The sequence below is a fragment of the Protofrankia sp. Cr2 genome (assembly GCF_963555885.1).
Lineage (GTDB): Bacteria > Actinomycetota > Actinomycetes > Frankiales > Frankiaceae > Protofrankia.
In genome coordinates this window covers 1-5,014 of the sequence record NZ_CAUVXG010000010.1, presented here as the reverse complement: position 1 = coordinate 5,014, position 5,014 = coordinate 1, and the positions used below count along the sequence as shown (strand labels likewise).

Annotated in this window: 4 protein-coding genes; all 4 read left to right on the top strand. The window is 68.3% G+C overall.

Translation table 11 applies throughout. The features are described from left to right. The first annotated feature begins 3 nt into the window (after positions 1–3). Positions 4–801, top strand: a complete 798-nt coding sequence (locus U9978_RS07255; protein WP_322760365.1) for an ABC transporter ATP-binding protein — start codon at positions 4–6, stop codon at positions 799–801. Next, a complete protein-coding gene (locus U9978_RS07250; RefSeq protein WP_322760285.1) occupies positions 798–2,030 on the top strand; it encodes an ABC transporter permease in 1,233 nt (410 codons plus the stop codon). Before U9978_RS07255 ends, U9978_RS07250 begins: the two co-directional genes overlap by 4 nt. 62 nt (positions 2,031–2,092) lie before the next feature. After that, positions 2,093–3,067 carry a DUF5666 domain-containing protein gene (locus U9978_RS07245; RefSeq protein ID WP_322760284.1) on the top strand — a complete coding sequence of 325 codons (975 nt, stop codon included), beginning with the start codon at positions 2,093–2,095 and terminating at the stop codon, positions 3,065–3,067. Further along, a partial coding sequence (locus tag U9978_RS07240) for a biotin/lipoyl-binding protein (protein WP_322760283.1) occupies positions 3,060–5,014 on the top strand: 1,955 nt, incomplete at its 3' end. The genes U9978_RS07245 and U9978_RS07240, both read left to right, overlap by 8 nt.

Here is a 5,014-nt window from a genome sequence, read left to right as displayed (position 1 = left end):
CCCATCAGTCACTCGCCCGCCGGCCGCCAACCCGTCATCGAACTGGACGGTGTCCGCAAGACCTACCGCACCGGCGCCCTCCAAGTCGAGGCGCTGCGGGGTGTGAACCTGCGTATCTCCGAGGGTGAATACATTGCAATCATGGGTCCGTCGGGGTCGGGAAAGTCGACCTTGATGCACATCCTCGGGTGCCTCGACGTGCCCACCTCGGGCAGCTACCACCTTGCCGGCGAGGACGTCGGCCGGATGTCCGAGGACGATCTGGCCGAGATCCGTAACCGGCGGATCGGCTTCGTCTTCCAGCAGTTCAACCTGCTCCCGTCGCTGTCTGCATGGCGCAACGTGGAACTTCCCTTGTGCTACGCCGGGACGGGTCGGGCGGAGCGTCGCGACCGGGCGATCGACGCGTTGACGAAGGTCGGTCTGGGGGACAGGACGACCCACCGTCCCAACGAGTTGTCCGGCGGGCAGCAGCAACGGGTCGCCGTCGCCCGTGCGCTGGTCACCGATCCGGCGCTCATCCTTGCGGACGAACCGACCGGCAACCTCGACAGCGTGTCCACGGGGGAGGTGCTCGGTCTGCTGGGCGATCTACACGCCGCCGGTCGCACGATCGTGCTCATCACCCACGAACCCGACGTCGCCGCTACCGCCGGCCGGGTGGTACGGATCCGCGACGGTGACATCCAGGACGACACGGGGCCCCGATCCCGAGCCGACACCGAACCCCGAGCCGACACCGGGTTCGGGAGCGGGGGCCCCGCCGGCTCGACCCCGCTCGCCTGGGATGTGCGCACGTGAGCTGGATGGAGACGCTGCGAATCGGTTTGGATGCGGTGCGTACGCACCGTTCGCGTTCGGCCCTGACCGTGCTCGGCATCCTCATCGGCATCGCCGCTGTCATTCTCACCGTCGGACTCGGCGAGGGCGCCCAGGGCCAGGTCCGCGACCAGATCAACTCTCTGGGCAGCAACCTGCTCGTCGTCTCGCCGGGTAGCACGACCAGCAGTACCGGCGTCCGCGGCGGCTTCGGTTCGGCCTCGACGCTGACCGTGCAGGACGCCGAGGCCCTCGCATCCAAGGACGTAGCCCCCGACATCGCCGCGGTCGCGCCGGCCAGTCAGCGCAGTCTGTCGCTGACGGCCGGGACGTCGAACTGGACCACCACGGTCGTCGGAACGACGCCGGACTGGTTGTCGGTCCGGGCACGCAAGATCGATGCTGGGCGGTTCATCACCAGCCAGGACGTGACCAGCCACGCCGCGGTCGTCGTGCTCGCGGCCACCACAGCCGAGCAACTGTTCGGTGGTCGCAGCCCGATCGGCGCGACCGTAACGGTGTCCGCGGTTCCGATGCAGGTGGTGGGTACTCTCAGCGCCGTCGGGTCCTCTGCCACGGCCAATGAGGACGATCAGGCCGTGCTGCCGATCACCACTGCGGCCAATCGCCTGTTCGGGGGCACGACGCGTACCTCCGTGCAGAGCATCTATCTGGAGGCGTCGTCGTCGAGGACGCTGTCCGCCGCCTACCAGGAAGCCAACAGCGAACTGCTCGCGCTGCACCACATCAGCACACCCACCGGCGCCGACTTCACCATCGCCAGCCAGCAGTCCATCCTGTCCGCCGCCACCTCGGTGGACCGCACCCTCACCGTGCTGCTGGGCGGCATCGCCGCGATCTCGTTGCTCGTCGGCGGCATCGGCGTCATGAACATCATGCTCGTTTCCGTTACGGAACGCATTCGTGAGATCGGCCTGCGCAAGGCACTCGGGGCGCCGCCTCGGGTGATCAGACGTCAGTTCCTGGTGGAGGCGTCCGTCCTCGGTCTGACCGGCGGCCTTGCCGGTGCCGCGCTTGGGTTGGTGGGGGCCGCAGTACTCCCGCACGTGATCTCCCAGCGCATCGACATATCACTGCCGGCAATCTTTGGCGCGATCATCGTCGCGGTGGGAATCGGCGTCGGGTTTGGTGTCTACCCCGCCAGCCGAGCCGCCCGGCTGGCCCCCATCGACGCGCTGCGCAGCGAATGATGATTTTTCGATCTCCGGCCCAGCCCTGCATCCAGGGCCACGATCAGGAAAACGAGCCCACCGTGTCCGAGCTGACCGTGTCCGAGTCGAGTGTGTCCGACAGCATCGCGTCCGAGAGGGACATGCCCGAAGGCGATGTGCGTGAAGGCGATGTGCCCATGCGGGCGGGCGTCGTAGCCCGTCCGGTCTGGTTCGCATCCCGGTCCCGAGTCGTCGGCGGGCGGCAGCTGAGCGTGCTGTCGCTGGCGGCTGTATTCGCCGTGGCCGCGTGCGGTGGGGGCTCGGGCGCCGCAGCCACCACCGTGGCTGGGCCGATCCAGAATCGGGGGACGAATTCCACGCCGTCGGGCCCGCCGGGTGTCACCGGGACGGCTGCGGCGGTGACCGACACGGCGATCCAGGTCCAGAATCCGTCGGTAGGCCAGGTCACTGTCAATTTCAACAGTTCCACGGCTTTCACCCAGACCGAACAGACGACTGCGTCCAGCCTGGTGGTCGGCGACTGCGTCGTGGTGACCGCGGCTGCGGGAACAGGAGCGTCGCAAGCAGCCGCCACCGACGGCCCGATCGCCGCACAGAACATTATGATCAGTAAGCCGGATGCAGGTGGGTGCACCGCCAACGGCGCGTTCCGTGGTGCTTTCGGCGGCGGTGCACGTCCTTCGGGCGCCCCGAATCCCTCGGGCAGCCCCCGGCCGCAGCGCAGTCCGGGCGCCGGTGGACAGGGTCGTTTCGGCGCAGTCATCGGCACGGTCACCTCGAAGTCCGACACGACCTTCGTGGTGACGACGATCGCCCGCGGGGATAGCCCGGCAACGACGAGAACTGTCACGACGAGCGCCTCGACCGGCTACGACCAGACCGTCCCGGCGTCGTCCGCGGCTTTGAAGGTCGGCGAGTGCGTCACCGCGGTGGGTCCGGCCGACAGCACCGGGGCGGTGACAGCTACGTCGATCAGCATCCGGCAGGCGGGGTCCGACGGATGTACCAGCGGTTTCCGCCAGCCGACCAACGTTGAGGGGTCCGCTAATGGCTGACCGGACGTCCCGGGCACGGCGACACCGGGGCCGCCGCTGGGTGACGGTGGCCGTCACCATCGCTGTCGTCGGGGGAGCCTGCGGGGGCGTCTTTGTCGCCACAACCTCCAGCGGGCCGTCCTACCGGACCACCGTGGTCAGCCGCCGCACCGTCGAGGCGACGTTGAATTCCATCGGCAGTGTGACGCCCGTCAGCCAGGCGTCGGTCAGCTTTCCCGTTTCCGGGCGGGTGGCGCAGGTTCCCGTGGCTGTCGGCCAGCATGTGACGACCGGCGACGTCCTGGCCGAGCTCGACACATCATCCCTTGCCTCGTCCCTGGACAATGCCCGTGCGACGCTTGCGTCTGCGCAGGCGAAACTAGCGGCGGATCAGGCCAGCCAGACCGCCGGTACGACCTCCACCTCGACCTCGACCTCGACGTCTCTGTCAATCGGCAGTGGTTCCGGCGTGGTCGGCGGCGCGGCATTCATCGCGTCGAGCCAGGCCGGCACGCCGGGCGCGAGTCATGGCGTAGTGGGCCTGATCGTATCCGGCGAACCGCGGGTCGGTGCGTCAGGTAGCGGAAGTGCTGCGCAGGGTGTGGCGGCGGCGGATCTTGTCAAGCAGCGTCAGCAGCAGTTGCTGGCTGACCAACATGCCGCCGACATGGTCCTTTACCAGACCCAGGCCGATCTGGCGCATGAGCAGTTGGTCTGTCGGGCGTTTCTCAACAGCCTCGGCCGGGCTCCGAACGCCACACCGACCCAGCCGACGCAGGCGACGCAGGCGACCCAGATGCAGGACCCGGCATCGACCGGCGGACCGGTGCCCGACGGTACGGACTGCGCAGCGTTGCTCAAGCAGGTCCTCGCTGAGCAGGAGACCCTTAACAATGATCTACGTGCCGTAGCCGCGGATGAGGCGGCCCTCGATGCCGCGGTCGCGCAGCTACTGGCCCAGTCTCCGGGACAGCAAGCGGGCACAGGCACGGGTCAAGCGTCGCCAAGCCCGTCCGGCTCCGAAACCGGGGCCGAGCAGCAGGCCGGCGGTACCCCCGGTAATTCCGGTAAAACCGGAGGTGCCGGCACGACCGGGGGTTCTGGCACGACGGGCAACACCGGAGGTGGGGCCACCCGCGGCGGTACGTCAGCCGGTGGTACGTCAGCCGGTGGTACGTCAGCCGGTGGTACGTCAGCCGGTGGTAGGGCCGCGGGCGGCTCGACGACGGCGTCGGGCACCTCCCGGGCACCGGCTTCGGCGGCTCAGATCGCTGCCGACCAGGCTTCGGTCGATGCTGCCAATGCCATGGTTCCAGTAGCCCAGCAGAGTCTGGACCAGGCACGGCTCATCAGCCCGATCAGTGGCCTCGTGGCCGCCGTCAACGTCACGTCCGGTCAGTCCGTGACCGCCGGGTCGAGCACAGCAGCGATCGTCGTGGTGAATCCGGGTTCCATGGAGGTCATGACGACGGTCAGTGACAGCAATGTCGCCGCGGTGAAGGTCGGTGCGAAGGTCACAGTGACCCCGAATGGCACCGACTCGCCGACGGCGGGCACCGTGGTGGCAGTCGGCCTGCTGCCGGCAGCGTCCACGACATCCACCGGGACGGCATCGTCTGGAGCGTCGAGCGGGGTGGCCTATCCGGTGACCATCGGCCTCAACGGCGGCGGAACGCTGTTCGCCGGCTCCGGGGCGGCTGTGTCCATCGTCGTCTCCAGCGCGGCGCATGCGCTGGCCGTGCCCACGTCAGCCGTTCGTACCCTCGGTAACCGTCATGTCGTGTCGGTGCTGCGAGACGCCAAGCTGACCAGCCTGCCGGTTGAGGTGGGCGCGGTAGGTATGATCTTCACCCAGGTGACATCCGGCCTGTCCGAGGGGGACCAGGTCGTTCTGGCAGACTTGAATGCTCCGCTACCCACTAGTAACACTACGTTGCGCGGCATCGGGGGCAGTGGTCTCGGGGGTGG